Annotated in this window: 9 protein-coding genes; 3 read left to right on the top strand and 6 right to left on the bottom strand. The window is 71.0% G+C overall.

Annotated features, from left to right (window positions below; translation table 11 throughout):
- Positions 1–7 precede the first annotated feature (7 nt).
- Positions 8–1,870: a tetracycline resistance ribosomal protection protein Otr(A) gene (gene otr(A) / locus Q4V64_RS03490; protein WP_124437112.1), complete on the bottom strand. Its 1,863-nt coding sequence runs from the start codon at positions 1,868–1,870 to the stop codon at positions 8–10.
- Positions 1,871–2,069: 199 nt separating this feature from the next.
- Between otr(A) and Q4V64_RS03485 the strand changes: the two genes are divergently transcribed.
- A complete protein-coding gene (locus Q4V64_RS03485) occupies positions 2,070–3,023 on the top strand; it encodes a ribose-phosphate pyrophosphokinase (protein WP_124437111.1) in 954 nt (317 codons plus the stop codon).
- Positions 3,024–3,080: 57 nt separating this feature from the next.
- On the opposite strand, the gene Q4V64_RS03480 is transcribed toward Q4V64_RS03485, so the two are convergent.
- Positions 3,081–3,461 carry an anti-sigma factor antagonist gene (locus tag Q4V64_RS03480; RefSeq protein WP_124437110.1) on the bottom strand — a complete coding sequence of 127 codons (381 nt, stop codon included), beginning with the start codon at positions 3,459–3,461 and terminating at the stop codon, positions 3,081–3,083.
- A gap of 121 nt (positions 3,462–3,582) precedes the next feature.
- On the bottom strand, positions 3,583–4,020 hold the full coding sequence (locus tag Q4V64_RS03475) for a MarR family transcriptional regulator (protein ID WP_124437109.1): 438 nt from the start codon (positions 4,018–4,020) through the stop codon (positions 3,583–3,585).
- 103 nt (positions 4,021–4,123) lie between these two features.
- On the opposite strand from Q4V64_RS03475, the gene Q4V64_RS03470 reads away from it, so the two are divergent.
- Together Q4V64_RS03470 and Q4V64_RS03465 are read left to right on the top strand one after the other, a co-directional pair.
- A complete protein-coding gene (locus Q4V64_RS03470) occupies positions 4,124–5,578 on the top strand; it encodes an aldehyde dehydrogenase family protein (protein WP_124437108.1) in 1,455 nt (484 codons plus the stop codon).
- 27 nt (positions 5,579–5,605) lie between these two features.
- Entirely contained in the window at positions 5,606–6,712 is a 1,107-nt protein-coding gene (locus Q4V64_RS03465) for an NAD(P)-dependent alcohol dehydrogenase (protein WP_124437107.1), read from the top strand.
- Positions 6,713–6,804: 92 nt separating this feature from the next.
- Here Q4V64_RS03465 and Q4V64_RS03460 read toward each other — a convergent pair whose 3' ends face one another.
- From Q4V64_RS03460 to Q4V64_RS03450, 3 genes are all read right to left on the bottom strand, one after another.
- Positions 6,805–7,680, bottom strand: a complete 876-nt coding sequence (locus Q4V64_RS03460; RefSeq protein ID WP_124437106.1) for a hypothetical protein — start codon at positions 7,678–7,680, stop codon at positions 6,805–6,807.
- 65 nt (positions 7,681–7,745) lie between these two features.
- Positions 7,746–10,430: a right-handed parallel beta-helix repeat-containing protein gene (locus Q4V64_RS03455; protein ID WP_253266665.1), complete on the bottom strand. Its 2,685-nt coding sequence runs from the start codon at positions 10,428–10,430 to the stop codon at positions 7,746–7,748.
- Positions 10,427–20,254 carry a hypothetical protein gene (locus Q4V64_RS03450; RefSeq protein WP_124437105.1) on the bottom strand — a complete coding sequence of 3,276 codons (9,828 nt, stop codon included), beginning with the start codon at positions 20,252–20,254 and terminating at the stop codon, positions 10,427–10,429. The genes Q4V64_RS03455 and Q4V64_RS03450 overlap by 4 nt, the downstream gene beginning before the upstream one ends.
- Between the last annotated feature and the right edge of the window lie 107 nt (positions 20,255–20,361).

The following is a 20,361-nucleotide window of genomic DNA, read 5'->3' as shown; positions in this document are numbered from 1 at the left end:
ACGCAGGTCAGTGCGGCTTGAGTTCACGGTCGTCCGAGGCCCGTGACCACCACACCCCTTCCCCGTGCGTCAGCCCGGGCAGCCGCAGCTCGATCTCGCGCACCCGCCGGGCCGGCAGCTCGCCCGTGATCAGCCATGCCGTCGCCCCGCCCGTGGTCCCCGTGAACTCGGCGCCCACGGAGGCAAGTTGGGCCGTCACCGGGGCCAGCGCGTCGAGCGGTACCTCCGCCTCGAAGGCGTGGTACGGCTCGTACAGCCGCGTCCCCGCCCGCTCCAGGGCGCGGCGCAGCACGATCGGCGTGAGCCCGCGGAAGTCGGCGGCGGTGCTGATCGGCGCGCAGAAACCCGACCGGATCAACGTGACCCGGTAGTCCGTGACGGGCGCCCCGTCCAGCCCGGTCGTCAGCGTCGCGTGGGCCGTCTCCTCGATGGCCTGGTGGAAGGCGCGGGGGAGCGCGCCGAGTTCCGTCTCGTACGTGAACACTGCGCCGGAGCCGCGCGGTCCCGCCTCCACCCGCAGCCCGATCGTCGCCCAGTAGCGGGTGCGGTCGTGCCACGGCATCTCGTCCCAGGCCTCACCCGTCCCGGCCGGCCGCTCCAGGAAGCGGACGCGGCCCGGCTCGAAGTCGGCCTCGATCCCGAAGTCCTGGGCGAGGGTGGCCGCCAGCACCTCCATCTGGACCTCGCCGTACAACAGCAGAGCGGTGGCGCCGGAGGCCGCGGGGCGGGCGTGCATCAGCGGGTCCTGGTCGGCGAGGGCCAGCAGGGCGGAGCGCAGCGGCGCGGCCTGCTCGGGGTGCCGGGCCCGGACCAGGGTCTGAAGCGTCGGCGGCGCGAACTGCGGGGCCCGGTCCGGGAGCGCGCCGAGGCGGTCGCCCACGCGGATGCCGGACACACCGGTGAGCGCCGCGATGTTCCCGGCGGTGAGCGGTTCGGGCCGGCCGACGACCTCCAGCCCCGTGACCCGTCCGGTGACCTCGGTGGTCCGGCCGTCGGCCTCGCGCCGCAGGAACGTCAGGCGCTGACGCCGGGTCACCTCACCGTCGTACAGGCGCAGATACGCCGTCCGCTCGCCGCCGGGCCCCGGCCGTACCGCGAACACCGTGCCGCGCGGGCCGGAGCCCTCCGCGGTGAGTGCCGGCGGGATCAGCCGGACCACGCCCTCGACCAGATCGGCGACTCCCTGGCCGCCGAGGGCGGAGCCGAAGAAGACGGGGTGGAAGGAGCCGTCGGCGGTGCGCGCGGCCAGGGCCGTGCCCAGGTCGTCCGCGGTGGGCTCCGGACCGTCCACCACCGCCGCCAGGACGTCCGGGTCGACCTCGGCGAGGGCCTCGGCCAGCCGTCGGTCGTCCGGCGGCAGGGGGGTCGCACGGGCCCGGTCGGTGCCGATGTCCGTCACGCCCGTGAGCGGCGCGACGTGCGGGGTCAGCCTGCGCCGGATGTCGGCGAGCAGAGTCTCGGACCGGGCGCCCGCCCGGTCGATCTTGTTGACGAAGACGAGCGTGGGCAGCCGCAGCCGCCGCAGTGTCCTCATCAGCACCCGCGTCTGCGCCTGCACGCCCTCCACGGCGGACAGCAGCAGCACCGCACCGTCCAGGACCTCCAGAGCGCGCTCGACCTCGGCGATGAAGTCGGAGTGCCCCGGGGTGTCGATGAGGTTGATCTGGGTGTCGCCGACCGTGAAGGCGGCGACGGCCGAGCGGATGGTGATGCCGCGCTGCCGCTCGATCGACCCGTCGTCGGTGCGGGTGTCACCGGCGTCGACGCTGCCGAGCCGGTCGATCGCTCCGTGGTCGAACAGCAGCCGCTCGGTGAGGCTGGTCTTACCGGCGTCGACGTGGGCCAGAATTCCGATGTTCAGGGTGTGCATGCGGGGTCGTGTCCTCGAAAGCCGTCGTCCAGTGGGAGTACCGGAGGGTTTCGAGGAGTCGGCGCATGCGAGGGATCCTGACGTGAGAGAACACGGACGTGGACATCATGGCCCGCCCCCGTGGACGGTCCGCAACCGGTTTTCGCGGGGCCCGTAGCATGAGCCCCGGCAGCCGGAATGATCATGCGAGGAGCGGATTGTGCGAGACATCGCCGTGTTCAGCGGGAGCGCCCACCCCGAGCTGGCCGAGGAGGTCTGTGCACATCTGGGCGTGCCGCTCAGTCCCACCCGGGTCAGCCGGTTCGCCAACGACTGTCTGGAGGTGCAGCTCCAGGCCAACTGCCGGGAGCGGGACGTCTTCCTCATCCAGCCGCTGGTCAAGCCGGTCCAGGAGCACCTGGTGGAGCTGCTGCTGATGTGCGACGCGGCGCGCGGGGCGTCCGCGAGCCGGATCACCGTGGTCATGCCGCACTACTCGTACGCCCGCTCCGACAAGAAGGACGCACCCCGCATCTCCCTCGGCGGCCGGCTGGTCGCCGACCTGATGGTGGCGGCCGGCGCGAGCCGCGTCCTGGCCATGACGCTGCACTCGCCGCAGGTCCACGGCTTCTTCTCGGTCCCGGTCGACCACCTGCACGCGCTGCGCGAACTGGCCGCGCACTTCCGGCAGTACGACCTCACACAGACCACCGTCGTCTCGCCGGACCTCGGCAACGCCAAGGAGGCCGCCGCGTTCGCGAGGATGCTCGGTGCCCAGGTGGCCGCCGGCGCCAAACAGCGGTTCGCGGACGACCGGGTCAGCATCAACTCCGTCATCGGCGAGGTCGCCGGACGGGACGTCATCGTGCTGGACGACGAGATCGCCAAGGGCAGCACCGTCCTGGAGCTCCTGGACCGTCTGAGGGAGCTGGGACCGCGGTCGATCAGGGTCGCCTGCACCCACGGCCTGTTCGCGGACCGCGCGCTGAAGCGGATCGGCGAGCAGCCCGACGTACTGGAGATCGTGTGCACCAACACGGTGCCGGTGGCCGAGGAGGAGCGCACGGACAAGCTGCGGGTCCTGACCGTCGCCCCGGCGCTCGCCGAGGCCGTGCGCCGTATTCACAACGGTGAGTCCGTCAGCGCCCTGTTCGACGCGCCGCGAACCGAATAGCCGGGACGGCGCTCCTCAGGACGGCGCTCCTCAGGACGGCGCTCCTCAGGACGGCGGTCAGAGGGAGCCGGACGTGGCCTCGGGCCGGCTCAGGGCCGCGTCCACCGTCGGCATCGGGGGCAGCAGCCGGGACAGTCCGGTGACGCGCAGGACCCGCAGGGTGAGCGGGTGCGTGCAGACCAGGAGCAGCCGGCCGCCGTTGTCGAGCACCCGGGCGCGGGCGCGGTGGAGCAGACGTAATCCGGAGCAGTCGAAGAACTCCACACCGCTGAGGTCGATCACCAGGCGGACGTCGGGCCGCCCGGTCACCCGGTCCAGGTACGGGATGATCTCCACGGCCGCGGCGATGTCGATCTCGCCGCGGAACTCCAGCACCGTGTGTCCCCGGTCCTGGTGGACGCGCAGGTGCCGGGTCAGCGGTGCGGGTTCCTGCTGCACGACGACATCCCCTCCCGCGCGTCACCGGGCCCGAACCCGTTCCCCGTCCTGCAAGTTACCCTCGGTGGAGTGAATTTGAGCATGTTCGATTGACATATGTCTTCGAATTGCGACGGTCGTCTTACGACAGGGCGTGCCAGGCCTTGGTGAGCGCCTGTCGGAACTGCTGGGTCTGGTGCGCCGTGAGGTCCCGCACCATCCGTTCCTCCAGCTCCCGCACCGGCCCCTCGTACTCCGCGAGCAGCTCGCGGGCCGCGTCGGTCAGCAGGATCAGCAGCTCGCGACGGTTGCGGGGATTGCGCTCCCGGCGGACCAGCCCGCGGCTCTCCAGGGACCGTACGAGATCGGCGATCGACTGGGCGGTGACGAACGAGTCCCGGGCCAGCTGCGCGGCCGACAGTCCGTCGTGCCGTTCCAGAACGGTGAGCGCGGTGTACTGCAGCGCCGTGATGCCGGACGGCTTGACCAGCTCGTCCAGGTGGGAGCGCACGACGAGCTCCACCTGTTTCACCATGTAGAGGAGCGACGGCGACGCCTTGGTTGCCTGAGTGTCGGGCATGAGTTCACACTAGAGCATTGACAGGAAACCTGTCTGTAAAGAGACTGCGAACCAACAGGAATCCTGTTCATTGAAATCTTGGCAAGGATGCTGAGGAGCGGTGATGACCACCTTCGAGATCGAACCCGGACAGCTGTTCATCGGGGGACAGTGGCGCGAGGCCGCGGACGGAGCGCGCACCGAGGTGGTCGACCCGTCCCGGGGCGCGGTCGTCACCACCGTCGCGGCGGCGGGCGCCGCCGACGTCGACGCGGCCGTACGCGCCGCCCGCGAGGCCTACGACGGCGGCGTGTGGTCGGGGCTGAGCGGCCGGGAGCGCGGCCGTGTGCTGCACCGCGTCTCCGAGCTGATCCGCGAGAACGTCGAGGAGATCGCCGAGCTGGAGAGCCTGGACGTCGGCAAGCCGATCTCCCTGTGCCGTCCGGTCGACGTGCTGACCGCGGCCGACGAGTACGAGTTCAACGCCGCCCTCGCCCAGACCCTCGACGGCGCCACCCGGGACACCCCGATGAACGCCCTGGCCTACACCCGGCGCGGACCGCTCGGCGTGGTCGCCGCGATCACGCCGTTCAACTTCCCGCTGATCCTGTCGAGCTCCAAGCTCGCCCCCGCGCTCGCGGCCGGCAACACGATCGTCCACAAGCCCGCCGACGAGACCCCGCTCAGCGCCCTGTACATGGCCCGGCTGCTCCAGCGGGCCGGAGTGCCCGACGGCGTCGTCAACGTCGTCACCGGCACCGGCCCGGTGGCCGGCGACGCGCTCCTGAGACACCCCGGCGTCGACAAGGTCGCCTTCACCGGCTCCACCGCCGTCGGCCGGCACGCCGCGAGCGTGGCCGGCGAGGCGCTCAAGCCCGTCACCATGGAGCTCGGCGGCAACGCGGCCCATGTCGTCTTCGAGGACGCCGACCTGGAGAAGGCGGTCGGCGCGGTCATCAAGGGCTTCGTCTTCAACACCGGCCAGTTCTGCATGGGCGGCCCGCGGCTGCTGGTGGCGCGTTCGGTGTACAGCACGCTGCTCGGCATCCTCGCCGACGCCGTCCCCGGCGTGCCGGTCGGCGACCCGCGCCTGCCCGAGACGGTCGTCGGGCCGATGGCGGGGGAGAAGCACCTGAAGAAGGTCGAGGAGTACGTCGAGCTGGCCCGCAAGGAGGGCGGCCGGATCGTCTGCGGCGGCGAACGGCTCGATCTCGACGGCGGCTACTACTACCGGCCCACCGTGATCGCCGACCTGCCGAACGACTCCCGCGTCGTCCAGGAGGAGATCTTCGGCCCGGTCCTCACCGTGCAGCCCTTCGACTCCGAGGACGAGGCCGTCGCGCTCGCCAACTCCACGCCGTACGGCCTGGCTTCGGGCGTCCAGACGACCAACCTGGCCCGCGCCCACCGCGTCGCCGACCGCCTCCAGGCGGGCATCGTCTGGATCAACGACTGGGCGATGCTCGACCCGGCCGTGCCCTTCGGCGGGGTCAAGGACTCCGGTTTCGGCCGCGAGTACGGGCCCGAGGCGCTCGCCGGCTACACCAAGGTCAAGTCCGTCGTCGTCTCGCTCGACTGAGCGCGCGCCCACCAAGGAGTTCGTACGATGTCCCTCACCACCCGCGCCGCCGTCGTCGAGTCCGGTGGAGCGCCCTTCACCCTCAGTGACGTCGAGCTCGACGAGCCCGGACCGCACGAGGCGGTCGTCCGCATGGTGGCGACCGGCCTGTGTCACACCGACCTCGGCGTCGCAGGCGGCGGACTGCCCTTCCCCCTCCCCGGAGTCCTCGGACACGAGGGTGCCGGCGTCGTCGAGGCCGTCGGATCGGCCGTCACCGGTGTCGCTCCCGGCGACCACGTCGTGCTGTCCTTCACCTCCTGCGGCGACTGCCGCAACTGCCGGGGCGGTCACCCGGCGTACTGCGCCACCTGGCTGCCGCTGAACCTCATCGGCGGCCGCCGGGCCGACGGCACCAGCACCATCAGCCGCGACGGAGAGCCGCTCGGCGGCCACTTCTTCGGCCAGTCCTCGTTCGCCGAGCGGGCCCTGGTGGACGAGCGCAGCCTCGTCAAGGTCGACCCCGACGTACCGCTGGAGTCGATCGCCCCGCTGGGCTGCGGCGTCCAGACCGGGGTCGGCGCCGTCTGGAACGTACTGAAGCCGGTCACCGGCAGCACCGTGGTGGTCCTCGGCGCCGGAGCCGTCGGCCTGTCGGCGGTCATGGCCGCCGCCCTCAGCCCCGCCACCACGATCGTCGCCGTCGACAGGGTCGGCGAACGCCTCTCGCTGGCACGCGAGCTGGGCGCCACGCACACCGTCAACGCCGGCGAGTCCGACCTCGGGGAGGCCCTCGCGGAGATCACCGGTGGCCAGGGCGCGGACGGCATCGTGGAGACCACGGGCAGCGTCGCCGTCCTGCGTCAGGGCGTCGACGCGCTGGCCGCCCGCGGCACCGTGGTGGTCGTCGGTGCCCCGCCGTTCGGCACCGAAGTCGCCCTGGACGTCAACGGGCTGCTCGGCGGCAAGCAGGTCGTCGGTCTCACCCTCGGCGACGCCGAGACGCAGACCTTCATCCCCGCCCTGGTCCGGCTGGTGAAGGAGGGGCGGCTCCCGCTGCACCGCCTGATCAGCACCTATCCGTTCGAGGACATCGACCAGGCGGTGCGGGACATGGGCGCGGGCAAGGCGATCAAGCCTGTGCTCATGTTCTGAGCCCACGGCACGTCTGCCCACGGCACGTCTGCCCACGGCACGTCTGCCCACGGCACGTCTGCCCCCGAGCCTCGGCTCGGGGGCCGAGGTGTTCAGAAACCGCCCTTGCTGTACTCGCTGTCGGACGAGGTGGTCGTGGCGGTGACGTTGTACCGGTCGCCGCCCGCGTCACGGCGGCCCTGGTCGTGGTTGTACTGGAACTTGAAGACGTAGGTGCCGGGGCCGAGCGTGACTCCCGACTTCAGTGTCACCACGTAGTCCAGCTCGCTGCTGGTCGCCCCGGAGGCCACCGTCACCTTGTCGCCGAGGGAGGTCCAGGTGCCGGTGCTCGCGACGCCGCCCGTCTGGATGATCTTGACGACCACCTTGAGACTGCTGAGCGTCTTCGTGGACTTCACGGTGACGATGCTCTGGTCCCAGTAGCCGTTGTCGTCCGCGGAGTCCAGGCTCCCGTCGGACCAGAGGAAGCCGGTCGACGCCGGCTGTGTGGAGCCCGACGACTGTGACGAGGAGTCCTGCTGCTCGTCCCCGCTCGTGCTCCGGTCACCGGTCGTACCGGACTGACCCGAGCCGGACCCTCCACCCGATGTGCCGCCCCCGGAGCCGCCGGATCCGCCGGAGCCGGGGAGGTAGACGACGTCGGGCTCCTTGTCGGCGTTCTCCCCGCTCGGCGAGTCCGAGGACGCGGTGGCGGCCGGCTTGCCGCGGTCGGTGGTGGCCTTCTCCTTCGCGGGGACCGTTTTCTCGGCGGCGGTGGTCACCTTCTGGGGATCGCTGCCGAAGTCGATGCGGGAGACGACCGCCGTGGTCCCGACGATGACCAGGACCGTGACCGCGGAACCGCCGACGGCGTTCCAGACCCTGCGGCCGGGCAGGAATCCGCGCAGGGGAGTGCGCGCCCTACGGGCGAACAGTTCGGCGAACTCGCCCTCCGAGCGGGCGGGGCGGACGGGGGGCTGCTGCGGCATGAAACGGGTCCTTAGGAAGAGAGCCTTGCGGGCGGTGAGGGCTTGCGGGACGCCAGGCCCGGGGCCTACGGGACGTCCTGCGGCATGAGCGTCATCAGGTCGGACTCGGAGGCTTCGGGCAGCTCGGCGACGCGGTACGCCTGGCGCTCCGTCATGGACTGGAACAGCTGGCGGGCCGCGCGCCCGTTGCCGAATCCGCGTCCCCGGGGGGCCGCGTCGAAGTGTGCCGTGAGCGCCTCGCGGGCGGCCGGGGTGAGCGCGTACTGGTGCTGTGACGCCTGGTGCTCCACGATGCTGACCAGCTCGGCGGAGCCGTAGTCCTCGAAGAGGAGGGTGCGGGTGAAGCGCGAGGCCAGACCGGGGTTGGAGCGGACGAACACCTCCATCTCCTTGGGGTATCCGGCCACGATCACCACGACGTCGTCACGGTGGTCCTCCATGAGCTTCAGCAGAGTGGCGATCGCCTCCTGGCCGAAGTCGTTGGTCCCGGCGTACTGGGTGAGCGAGTACGCCTCGTCGATGAAGAGGACACCGCCCTTGGCCTGTTGGAACACACGGGTGGTCTTCGGGCCGGTGTGTCCCACGTACTCGCCGACCAGCGCGGAGCGGTCGGCCTCGACCAGATGGCCGCGGTCGAGCAGGCCGACGGCGGCGAGGATGCGTCCGTAGAGCCGGGCCACGGTGGTCTTGCCGGTGCCCGGGTTGCCGGTGAAGACGAGGTGGCGGCTGAGCGGGGGAGCGGCCAGGCCCATCTCCTCGCGGCGGCGCACCGTCCGCATCAGCTTCACCAGGGACGACACGTCGTGTTTGACGCGGTCCAGTCCCGCCAGCCCGTCGAGTTCGGCGAGCAGGTCCTCCAGGGTGTCCTCGGCGGGCGCCTCGGTCTCCCGCGCGCCGGTCCCGGCGGCCGCGTCCCCGCCCGCGGTGGACGGCAGCGCCTCCTTGGGGCCGGTCGGCAGCGCCGGATTCGTCACGTTCCGCGACAGGCAGTCGTCGAACACCGGACGGGCTCCCTTCTCCGCGGCCACGTCCTCCTCGGTGTCCCGCACCAGACAGCCGCGCAGGACGGGCGCGCTCCCGGCCGACACGTGGACGGCGGGGAAGGCCGGGCCCTCGGTGCCGGCCCCGGCGAAGACGCAGTCCTCGAAGGTGCCCCGCGCCTTCTCTCCGACGAACAGGCTGTTCTTGCCGGTACGGGTCACGGTGACGGACTTGACGCGCGGTTCCGCCGCCGGACCCAGGACCAGACCGGAACCGGTGGCGTCGCGGACGGTGCAGTCCTCGATGCTGGGCGTGGCGCGTTCTCCGACCACGAGCCCCGCGGTGCCGGTGCCGCTGATCCGGCAGTCCCGCAGCACGGCAGACGTGCCGGTTCCGCAGGTGATCCCGGCGCGCTCGGCCTCCGTGACGTCACACTCCTCCAGGACGACCGTCCCGGTGGACTCGGCACTGATGCCGGTGCGGCCCCGCACCACCGACAAGCCGCGCACCCGGGCCCCTGCCGCGGCGTCGACTTGCAGGCCCGACAGCCCGCAGTCGCTGATGCGGACGCCCTCGACGGTGAGCTCGGCCCGGTCGGTGGCCCGCACGCCGTGCTCGGGCGTGGCCCCGATACGGCATGAGGTGAGCGTAAGCCGGGCGTCGTCGCAGGCGTGCACCGCGCTGAAACCGCAGTCCCGCACGTCGCTCGACGCCAGCGTCACCTGGGAGCGGTCACCCGCGAGCAGTCCGTTGGCCCGGCTGCCGCGCATCGAGGTGCCCTCCGCGGACAGCCGCGCGGCGCCCCGGGCCACCAGGCAGGAGCCGTGCGGCCGGTCCACCTGGCAGTCCACGAGGACGGCCCTGCTGTCGTCCTCGGCCGTCACGCCCGGTCCGGCGCCGTCCCGCAGGCGGCAGTTCAACAGCAGGACGTCACCGGTACCGGAGACGGCCACGCCGTCCGAGCCGGTGCCCAGCACCTGGCAGTCGGCGAGCAACACCCCGCCGTCCGCGGCCTGTGGGCGCTCCCTGGCCTCCTGGGAACGGGGAGAACTCCCCAGCACCCGGACGCCCTCCGCGCCGGTCTCCGCCAGCCGGCAGTCCAGCGCGGTCACGGCCGCGTCGTCCTCCACCAGCAGCCCACTGCGGCCGGGGGAGGTGATCCGGCAGTCGCGGAGCACCGCCCTGGCCCGTCCCCGGACGCGCACGCCGGAGCCGGTGACCCGGCCGACCGTCAGCCCCAGAACCTGAGCGGACGCGGCCGAGCCGAGGACGACACCCGTGCCGTCGATGTCCTCGACCACCGTGTCGACCAGCTCGGTGGGGCCGGTGGTGTTGGCGTGCACACCTGCGAGGGCGGCCCTCGAGACCCGGCAGCCGCGCAGCGTCAGCGACGCGTCTGAGCCCGCCTCGACCCGACCGCCCAAGATCTCGCAGCCGTCCAGCTCCAGGCCTCCCCCGGTCACCAGTACGGCGGGCAGCCCGGGGTCCTGCCCCGTCAACGCGATACCGCCGACGTGGACGCCGGGCGCCGTGACCTCGAGCACCGGACGGCCCGGGTCCGCCGCGAGCACCCGTACGGCGTGGTCCGGCCCGTCGTCCGGCAGCAGGGACACCGCACGGTCCAGGACGAGCACTTCGACGTAGTCGCCGGGGGCGATACGGATCTCGTCACCGTCGGCGGCGGCGCGCAGAGCGGAGGTGATGCTGCGGTGGGCGCCGCGGCCCCTGGAGGCGACCCGGTGCACGGTGGCGGGGGCGGAGGCGGTCACGGGAGCTCCAGTTCATCGGTGAGAGCGGCGGGTGGGTCGGAGGCGGGTGGCTGATCCTGCTGCTGGGGCGGCGTCGGAGGTGTGCCGGCCGCAGACGTGCTGCTGGACGGCGGGAAGGACCGTCCGGCGTTGGGCAGGTTGAAGTGGCCGTCGTTGTCGTCCAGCTCGTTGAAGAGCCACGTGAGGTACCGGCTCAGCGCGGACTCGCCCAGGTTCACCCCGAACTCGGTGAGGCCGCCCTTGTGGAAGACCCTGCCCCCGGCGGCCGCATGCCAGCCGTTCCTCACCAGGTTGGTGCTCACGCCGCCGTAGAGGGCGCCCAGGGCGCCCCACCCGCCCGTCACCAGCGCGTCCAGGCCCTTGGTGTCGTGCCCGTTGACGCCGAAGACCGAGGCGCTGATGGCGTTGCTGACGAAGGCGCTGAGCGCCGAGGTGCCGACGCCGAAGGTGTTGGCGTAGGTGGCGGTGCGCCAACGGGTGGCCTTCTCCTGGGCGCTGAACTCGGTCGCCCATGTGTCGGTCTGGGTGGTGAGGGTCTGGTTGGGGTGCCCGCCCCAGTCCCTCGCGCCCATGCTGGTCCTCAGCCAGCCCAGCCGGGTGTGGTTGTACAGCAGGGTGAGCCCGCTGTTGAAGCTTCCGCCGACCCCGCCGGACAGCAGCGCCTTCAAGTAGTCGGCCCGCTTGAGATCGCCGTTCTGGACAGCGGCGGTGATGGCCAGGTTCGCTCCGAAGTCGGTCACGAATCCGGTGGTGAACGTGAACAGCCCACTGCGGAGTTCGCGCTGCCACATGGGCATCTCGACGACCTCGCCGCCCCGCACGCCGGTGAACGGTGCGTGCCACACGTCCTGCATCTCCCGCAGGTGGCCCATGATCTCGACGTCCATACCGCGGAAGTCGACCTCCCGGCCGATCATCGCCCAGCCCCGGCTGCCCGGCAGGCCGACCTCGCCACCCACCCCGGGCAGGCCGCCGGCCAGGAACTGGCGGAGCCTGGCGGGGCCGGAGGCGCTCAGGCGGCCGAACGCGTCGGTCGTCCAGACCCGTCCGTCGATGGTCTGCCACTGGACCAAGTGGCCGTTCTGGAGCTCCACCCACTGGCCCCACTGCTTGTCGAACAGGCGGTATCGGCCGGGGGAGCCGTCCACGGCGACGCTCTCACGGAAGACCTTGCCGGCTTCGTACTCCTTCCAGACGTCCGGGTCGACGCGGACCGTGCTCGGCGCCTCGAAGTGGCGGGCGGAGTCGTCGAGCAGGTCGCGCAGCGTTCTACTCCTGTGGCGGGTGGAGTCGTCGAGCAGGTCGCGCAGCGTTCCACTCCTGAGGCGGGCGGAGGGCGTCGGTGGCGGCTCGGGGATGACGATCTCGTAGTCGAACTCGCGGACCCGGTCGCCGACCAGCCGCCTGACCTCGTGGCCGTCGACCAGGTCGCGCCAACGGCCGGTCTTGACGTCGTCGAAGACGCGGACGCCCTCCGAGTGGACCGTGCCGTCGGCGGCCCGCTTGGTCCACTTCCAGCTGCCGTCGTCCGCCTTCACCGCGTCGATCCAGGAGCTTCCCGTGTCGGTGGCGTTGCGCTCGCGGACGAGGTTGCCGCCCAGGTCGAAGTCCCTGAACGAGTCGTCCCAGGGCCGCGTGTAGATCGACCCCCGGTTCTGCTTGCGTATGCCCTCGGCGACGAGGGTGTCCGGGGCGCCCGGGTCGTAGGCCTTCCACGTCCACTTGGTGCGGTAGGGGCTGCCGGACGACTCCACGATCCTGCCGTCCACCAGGTCGCGGCGGCCGGAGATGTGCTGCTGGGCGTTCTTGTCGACCCAGAGGCCCGCGTCGTCGTGGAGGCGGAGATCTTCGGTGGAGGGGGCGTCGAAGAGGTACTCACGGGTGCCCTTGCCCTGGCTGCGCAGCTGCACCCGTTCGATGCCCCGGGCGTCGGTGAAGAGGTCCCGCCACCGCCCGATGCCGTCGACGTGCCGGGTACCGGCCTGCCCGCTCGTCAGGTCCTTCCAGTGCAGCTCGTACGAGCCGCCGCTGCGGAACTCGGGGACCGGCGCCCAGCGCGTGGGGTCCTCCAGGCTCCGTCCCACCTCGATGACGTGGCCGTTCTCCAGCTTCCGGCTCTCCCGCACGAGGCGGCCGTACTGGTCGTAGTCGACCCAGTCGGAGCCGCTCGGGTTGAGCCGGACACCGGTCACCTTGGTGCCGTCGGCGGCGGTCTCGGTCCAGAAGCTGACCCGGTTCAGGGACTCACCGCCGAACAGGTCGCGGAGGAAGCCCTCGAACGGGTTGCGTCCGGCCGCCCCCTTCCAGAAGAAGGCGGGCGGACGCATGTCCGCGAACCGCTTGACGACCAGACTGCCGCCGTCCGACAACGCCTCCCTACGCTCGATCTGCGCGTTCGACGGGGACTGGCCGGTGTAGTCGCCGGGGTCGACCCGGGCTCCGGCGGGGGCGTGCCCCGTCAGCACCGCGTGTTCCTGGTACATCCGGGAACCGTGCAGACCGTCGAAGGGCCAGGTCTGGCCGCGCCGCTGGGCCACGGCGTCCAGGCCGGTGACCGGATCGCGGAAGGTGTCCTTGAACGCGACGTGGTTCCAGCTCCAGCGGCGGTCGCCGGACAGCACTTCGGCACCGCCCTTGTCGAAGCGCTGCCACGTCCAGTGCCCGTCCGCCCCCTTCTCGGCGCGGACGAGACCACCGTCCAGGGCCTTCGTGTACATCCTGACGTCCACGTTGTTGAGCAGACGCGGGGAACCCGCCGGTACGTCGTGGAACGTGCGCTGGTCCACGTCCCCGATCCGCTCGCCGTGCCGGAACCGGCTCCCGGCGCTGTCGAACTCGGTCCAGCGGGCGCGTCCGGAGCGGTTCACGTCGACGTGGAGAGTGTTGCCGCCTGCGAGCACCTCGCGTTCGAAGAGGGTCACCTTGCCGGGGCTCGTGCTGGTCAGCCTGAACTGGCCGGTGCCGGACCTCTCGACGGTCGCGATGTCGAACATGCCGGCGAACGGGGTGCCGTCGGCGCCGGTGCGGACGGCCTTGCCGGCCGCGTGGTCGATGTTCCAGTACTCCCCGGTCGGTCTGCCGCCCTTGCCGCGGATGGCGAGGGTTTCCTCCAGCAGCGTGGTGCCCCGGGCGTCGAACACCGCCCGCTCCAGCGGCTGGGCGGCTCTTCCGGTGGGGGACAGGGCGAGGCGGCCGTCGTCGAGCCGCTCCACGCGCAGTGCCGTGGACGGCCGGCCCGCCGTGTCGAGCACCTGCGGTACGCCGTCGGGCGCGTCGGCGTCGAAGCGGAACAGGCCCCGGGAGCCGGGGAGTTGGACGTCCCGCACGGTGTGGATGCCGTCAGGGCCGTAGTGCCACCTCACGGCACCGGACGCGTCGGTGACGGTGAAGCCGCCGCGCAGGTCCGCCGGGGCGGTCGGAGCGAGCTCCGTGACGGTGAGGGTGTCGTCGGCCGTGCGGGCACCCATGAACTCGAAGGACTGGGGGGCCCATGACCCGTCCTCGGCCGATCGGCCGGTGATCCCGAGCCGCAGCCCGTCGAGGTCGCCGGGGCCGCCACTCAGGAGCATCTCCTGGTAGAGACGCTCGCCGTCCGGGCCGAAGCCGGTGACGACGTCCGAAGGCGTGTGGGTGACGGTGTAGTGGCTGCCGCCGGGGCCACCGTGCGGGGTCGGCGTGACGGTGAAGTCGCCGAAGGTGCGGCCGACGCCGCTTCCCATGTCCTCAAGACGCGTGGCCGGCGGCAGGCTCAGGTACTCCCGCAGGGCGGTCGCGGCTCCCTGCCGGAGGTCCACGGGCGCCTGCGCGGTCGTCCGGCGCAGCGGGTCGTCGGGGAGGTCCTGGCCCAGGCCGAACCTGGACAGCGGTGCGGTGGCTTCGTCGGCGAACCGGCCGCCGGCCCGCTGGTAGTCGTCCACCAGCTGCCAGTGCTCCTCCAGAGCCGCCCGGATGGCCGCGTCGTCGAGCTCCGGCAGATCGTCGAGGTTCGAGACGGAGCTGGTGCGGGGCGTGCCCGTACCGCTGAGATCGTCCAGCTCGCCGAGTCGGGTCAGGGGAAGGTCCACGGCCGGGGCGTCGGAGGCTCTCGGCGTGCCGGTCGCCTCGTCGAGCGTGCGCTGGAAGATGTCCGCGATCCCGCCCGCGGAGCCGCCACCGGGCAGGCCCTCCGGAACTCCGCCGAGCTCGTCCAGCCGGAGGGGAGGGGTGCCGGGTGCGGCGCCGTCGGTCAAGCGCACGAAGCCGGAGCCGTCCCGGGCCGGGAGATCGCGGAAGGCGAGGCGGCCGTCCGCGTCGAAGTGGAAGCGGCTGCTGGTGATCGTGTCGGTCACGGTGAACCCGCCCGGCAGCCGGCCGGCGAGGGCGCTGTCCGTGGGCGCGAGCTTGAAGGCACCGGTGAGATGGGGAGGGCCGGTCAGTTCGAATGTCTTCGTGGCGGATCCGCCCGCACCGGGGGTGACGGTCACCTTGACCCCGAGCCCGGACGGGCCGTCGAGACCGGGCAGCGTGAGCGGCAGCTCCTGCTGGCGCAGCATGCTGTTGCCGTCGAACCGGAACACGCCGTGGAGGGCGTCCGTGCCCGTCCCCGCGAGGGGCACCCGCACTGTCGTCAGCCCGTTGATCGCACCGGACGCGTCCCGGGCCGGCGGTATGACGGTACTGCCCGGGACGGGCAGCCCGTTCTTGCCGACCACCTGGGGCATCGCGTGCGAGCCCCCCATGTCGAAGCGCAGGGAGAAGTCGGTGCCGTTCAGCGGCAGTTCCCGGAACTCCAGGTGGCCGCCGCTGTCGAGTTGCCAGCGCACACCGCCCTGCCGGCCCATGAGGGTGAAGCCGCCACTCTCGCGTGCGGTCACCGTCGCGTCCGGCAGCCGCACAGGTCCACCCGGTGCCGTGAGGTCGACGACCTCCATGCGGACCGACGCGGGGCCGAGTTCGCTCGCCGGGATCTCGGTGCTGCGGATCGCCAGTCCCCGCAGGTCACCCACGCCGGAGAGGGGCACCTCCCGGACCGTGGATCCGGGGACCTCCTGCACGGGAGGCAGTCCGCGGGAACCGTGCAGGGTGGTGAGGTCGGTGGTGGGGTTGCCGCCGTCGGTCAGCCGGAGCGGCTGGTTCGGCACCCGCGACACGTCGAGGCGCGGTTCCGGCGTCGGGAGAGCGGAGTCGGCGGGAGCGGAGGGGGCGGAGGCGTGCAGGTCGACGGGGGAGGATCCGCCGGTGAACTCCCGCCAGGCCTGCGGATGATGGTCCCGGATCCACATCGCCCGCTGATTGGCCGCCGACAGCGCGTCACCCGTACCGGCCGGCGCCGTGGCCCTGGGGTACGGGCCCTCCAGATAGCTCTTGGGAATGACGCCCTTGATCAGCCACTCCTGGTCACGGGAGGTGTTCAGCAGGACACGGACGTCCGAGGAAATCTTGGAGATCAGGTCCTTGCCGCCCTTGCCCACCAGGTTGACGTCGTTGTTCTTGAGGAAGGCGAGGACGTCCTGCCGGGGGCTGTCGCCGGTGAGCGCGGAGTGGAAGTCGAGGCGTTTCTTGATCGTCAACTCGATCTGCTCGGAGATCAGCCGTCGCAGGTCGTGGGCCGGGAGGATCGCCACGTTCTGCACTCGGCCCGCCTTGATGTCCTGGCCCAGCTTGAAGACATCGAGGGTGACCTCCAAGTCGCCGTAGATCTTGGGGCTGCCGACGACGGCGAAGGAGGTGAAGGGGCTGTTGCTCTTCCGCGCCGCGTTCTCGGAGCCCGTGACGTGCTGGAGGGCCGTGGTCCTGCCCTCCGGGTTGGCCGGGACGATGCCGACGTCCGGGTCGAAGTGGGACTTGCGCAGCCCCTTGGCGTCGACTGCGGTCGTGAAGAAGTTGTCCTGCCGGACGAGCTTGACCCCCCGCAGATCGTCGAGCTGGACCTCGGACATATAGAAGTCGTCCGACTTGAGCGTCAGCTGGAGGGAGTCCCCGCCAGCCGCGGACCCGGAGGCCCGGCCGGCCGATTCCAGGACGTCGGTGGAGGCCGCGAGCGGAGTGGTCGGCGGGGCCGGTACGAACTTCAGGGAGTCGGCCGTCGCGTACGGGCCCGTCAGGTACTTCGCGGGAATGGCTCCCTTGATCAGCCAGGTGCTGTCCTGGCGCACCTGAATCAGGGCCTTGATGTCGGCGGTGATCTTGGTGGCCATGCCCTTGCTGACACTGGCGTTCTGGGTCAGGAACTCCTGGATCTCCTTGTTGCTCGTCCTGGGGCTGAACGTCGACGGGACGTCCAGTCGGGGCTCTCCTGTCTTGAGCCGGATTTCGTTGAGGATGTTCTCCTGGACCTTGGTCGTGGGCAGGATCTCGACGTTCCTGACGTGCTCGGCGCCGGCGGCGATGTCCTTTCGGAGAGCGATCAGATCGAGTCCGATCTCCTGGTTGCCGTAGCTCTTGACGATGTTGCCGGGCGGGGAGAAGGCGGTGAACGGGTTGTTCTCCTTGAAGGCCTTGGCGTTGGCCGTCGAGACCGCCTGGAGCGGTGTGATGCTGCCGTCGAGGTTGGCCGGGACGAGACCGTCGTCGGTCAGCCGCGTCTTCATACCGGATTTGATCGTGGCTTGCGTGAATTCCGAGTCCTGCCGCACCAGCCAGTGCGCCGGCGCCTGGCCGGGCTCCGGTCCGGCCCCGGCCTCGAAGCGGAAGAGACTGGTGAGGCGGCCCTGTTCGTCGAGCCGTACGGGCTCGGTGCCGGGCGCGGCTCCTTCGGTGTGCCGCAGGAATCCGGCGCCGTCCGGGTTCGGCACGTCGCGGTAGACCAGGTTGCGGGCCTCGTCGAAGTGGAAGCGGTTGTTCGCGAGGTCGGTGAGGGTGAAGCCGTTCGGCAGACGTCCGGCCAGGATTCCCTCGGTCGGGGCGATCTTCAGCGAGCCGGTGATGTCCGAGGCACCGATCAGCTCGAAGGTCTTGCCGGTCAGCGTGGCGCCGGGCGGTGGGGTGGTGACGACCAGCCGCACCTGGGCCGGCGGACCGAGGTCCGTTCCGAGCAAGGGGAGTTCGCGTCCGGCGGCGTTCAGAGGCGCCGACGGCAGGGCGGCGTTCGTGTTCGCGAGGGTGCGCAGCTCGACGGAGGCGGGCTTCACCTCGAAGCCCGCCTTCACCGTGTCCACCAGGCGGATGTTGTCCACAGACCCGGCGGCCCCGTCCAGCCCGTGCGCCACGGGGCCGACCGGCAGGTCACCTGTGACGGCGGACGTCACCGGCGTGGTGTTCGGCAGGGTTGCCGGCGGACCGTCGAAGCGGGTCAGCATCGACGTGATGTCCTGGCTGACCGTGTCCAGGTTCATCCCGAGGCTGCCGAGGTCCATCCGGACCTGGCTGCGGTTCAGTTCCGCGGCGTTCAGGTCCAGTTCGGCCTGGGCACGGCTCAGCGGTGGCGCGTCGGGCAGTTGGGTCAGCCTGGTGAGTTCCCGGCCGGCGGTGTCCAGGTTGATCTCGGCGTTCTGCAGACGGACCCATGCCTCGAAGCGGTCCGCGCCGATCTTGCCGACCTCCCCGCCCGTGATGATCTCCCGCAGGGTCAGCGGCGGGAAGCCGGTCTGAGGCGGCGTGACCGGCTTGACGGCGAGGTCGGTCCGGGCCGGGCTCATTCCGAGCACCTCACGTATCTGGCGCATGCCGCCGGTGCTGTCCGGGATCAGCCGTGCCAGGTCGTCGAGTCCGATGCCCAGCCGGGCGGGTGAGTCCGTCATCCTGGTCATGAGCGGGGGCAGCCCGGCACCGCTCTCCTGGGGTTCCAGGACGCGGATGGTCACCTCGTCCTTCAGGCTGACCTGGACGTCCACCGGATCGGTCTTGCCGATGCGCAGGATCATCCCGTCCGGGGTGACGTTCACGAGGTCGATCTCACCGTCGAGGATCTTGAGCAGCTGGGTTTCGGTCAGACCGCCGAGCTTGCCGTCGATGCTCAGGGACGCCAGGTCGGACACGTCGTCGAATGGCTTCAGCAGACCGGTGGTGGTGCGCTCCAGACCCAGGACGTCGTCCAGCTCCCGCAGACGGGTGACCGCGTTGTCCGGGGCCTCCAACAGCAGGGGGCCTCGCCCGGGTTGGAGGGGTGCGCCCAGCTGGTCCAGGTCGTCGACGAGGTTGCGGAACAGCTGGGTCGGCACCGGGCCGCCGTGGAACGTGCCCAGCGTGTCGAGGCTCTGCCTCTGGAACACGTTGCCCCAACGGGATCCCGACGCGTCGAGGTCGTTCAGGGCCATGCGCTCCAGCAGGTCGTCGGGGACGACCGGGACCCGGCCGGGCGCTCCCCTGGGCATTCCTCCTGGTATGTCGGAAGTGCGGGGCAGGGAGCTCATGCTCGAGGGAAGGGCCGACGTGACGGGCGGCCGTGCCGCGATCTCGTTCAGACCGTCCATCGCGTCGTCCCAGGCCGGGGTGCCGGGAACGACCAGGTGGGGAGTGGTCATGTCGTCCAATGCCCCGCCGGAACCGGACGGGACCGGATCCTTGCCCCTCAGCGAGGTGATGTCGCCGACGCCGCTGCCCGTCCTGGAGAGGGACTGGACGGTGGAAGGCCGTACGCCCAGGCCGCGCTCGAGGACGCCCATGCGGACGGCGCCCCTCCAGCCGAACTTGGCGATCTCGAAGTACGTGAGCGGCAGCAACGTGTGCGCCAGCACCCGGGGCAGTGCGAGCGTCGCGAAGACGCTCAGCCGCATGGTTCTGCTGCTGGTGCTACCGAGGAAACCGGTGGTCCTCGCGAAGTCGCGGCCCAGTCCTCCGGTGAACTGCCGCCACATGGAGGTGGCGACGTCGCGACCGACCCGCCACGTGGTGGCGGCGCCGCGGGGGATGGCCGAGAAGACGAATCTGCCCGTCGCGCGGGACACGCTCAGCAAGTTCTGGCCGACCACGCTCGCGAACGTCCTGGGGGAGAGCAGCAGCTTGCCGCCCTGAAGGAGCGTGCGCCCGAGCGCGGAGGCACCCCTGCCCGCTCCGCCGACCATGAGCCTCCCTCCGGTCTTGAGGAACTGCATCGCTCTGGTGAAGGAGGTGAGGCCCTTGGTCGAGGGGAAGAGAATGCCCAAAAACGCCAGACCCAGGCCGAGGGCGTCGAGCTTGCCCATGGCGAAGTCCACCACGGCCTTGACGAACAGCACCGTGGCGAGGCCCAGGGCGACGAGCCCCAGCGGGCCCCCGAAGATGACAGCGACGATCGAGACCACGATGCTGAGGACCTCCAGGGTCTTCCAGAGCACCTCCTCGAACTTCTTCCAGAAGCTCTTCTTGATCTTCTTGACGGGCCGGGTGACCAGGTCCCTCGCAGAATCCAGGGCCTCCTCGAGGATCTTCGCCTCGGTCTCGATGAAATCGACCTCCGCCGCCACGTCGTTGCGGGCGGCGGTCAGCTCCGGCGGGGGCGGGGCGTTCTTGCCGACGATTCCCGCCGGGGGTATGGCCACCTCGCCGGCCCGTCTGGCGGCACCCGCGGCCTTGCCCTGTGACTCCCTCAGCGCCTTCGCGTAGCGCTCCACGGCCGAGCCCGCCGCCTGGAACGAGGTCCTGACGTGCAGCATGAACGTCCTGAGCTCGTCCTTGACGTAAGCGCGCAGGGCGTCCGCGGTCTCGCCCTCGAATCCCCCGTTCTCCGAGGTGCGCAGCATGGCGGCCAGCCCGACGTCGACCTCGATGGCCAGACGCTCCAGTCCGCGAAGATCCACGGCGACGTCGTCGAGGACGTCGGGGTTTCCCGAGACCGGATTTCCGTCGTAACCAACTTTGTTCCAGTCGTCCGGGCTGGCCACAGGGTCCTCCAAGCTGTTCAGGACGCGAGGGTCGGCCGCGTTCACGCGGTTGACTTCCTGGTGACGTAAATGGAACAGCAACCAGTTCACCGAAGTGATGGACGCCACATACTTACCGGTCAGTGGGAAGTGCGCGAAATTCCTTTGAACCG

It is taken from the genome of Streptomyces sp. NL15-2K, from assembly GCF_030551255.1.
Taxonomy (GTDB): Bacteria; Actinomycetota; Actinomycetes; order Streptomycetales; family Streptomycetaceae; genus Streptomyces.
This window is presented reverse-complemented; position numbering and strand designations above follow the sequence as displayed.

Bases quoted from the DNA above. Each gene is read 5' to 3' on its own strand.
- Q4V64_RS03475 (WP_124437109.1), bottom strand. From the start codon at position 4,020: ATGCCCGACACTCAGGCAACCAAGGCGTCGCCGTCGCTCCTCTACATG.
- Q4V64_RS03465 (WP_124437107.1), top strand. From the start codon at position 5,606: ATGTCCCTCACCACCCGCGCCGCCGTCGTCGAGTCCGGTGGAGCGCCC.
- Q4V64_RS03460 (WP_124437106.1), bottom strand. From the start codon at position 7,680: ATGCCGCAGCAGCCCCCCGTCCGCCCCGCCCGCTCGGAGGGCGAGTTC.
- Q4V64_RS03470 (WP_124437108.1), top strand. From the start codon at position 4,124: ATGACCACCTTCGAGATCGAACCCGGACAGCTGTTCATCGGGGGACAG.